Origin of the sequence: Corynebacterium glyciniphilum AJ 3170 (assembly GCF_007673095.1) — a bacterium.
GTDB lineage: Bacteria > Actinomycetota > Actinomycetes > Mycobacteriales > Mycobacteriaceae > Corynebacterium.
This window is the reverse complement of sequence record NZ_VDYZ01000085.1, coordinates 1-366: the sequence shown is the minus strand read 5'-3', so window position 1 is coordinate 366 and position 366 is coordinate 1. Positions and strand designations below refer to the sequence as shown.

At 65.0% G+C, this 366-nt stretch carries 1 protein-coding gene; it reads left to right on the top strand.

The genetic code is table 11. From position 1 onward, the window contains the following. Positions 1–176 precede the first annotated feature (176 nt). Positions 177–366: hypothetical protein (locus tag FS507_RS19885; RefSeq protein ID WP_222121451.1), on the top strand; the 190-nt coding region annotated here is incomplete at its 3' end.

Here is a 366-nt window from a genome sequence, read left to right as displayed (position 1 = left end):
TGGGGGAGGGAGTGTGGAAGGTGGTGCGGGATGGGGGCGGGAGGGACGGGTCGGTGGAGGTGGAGGGTGAGGGTGTGGAAGAAGGGGTGGTGTGGGAGGGTGAGGGGGGGAGGGTGGAGGGCGGGTGGTGGTGTTGGGTAGGGATGTGAGGGAGGAGGGGTTGGAGGTGGGGGAGGATGAAGGGGAGGGTGAGGAAGAGGGTGGGGAGGAGGATTGGGGGTGTGGTTGGGGTGATGGTGGAGGTGGAGAAGAAGTTTGTGGGGTGGGTGGGGGGGTGTTGGAGGATGATGGGGTTGGGGCGAGGTTGTTGGGGGCGGGGGGTAAAGGCTTGGATACATCGCATGAGGACTAGTAGTGGTGGTGGCA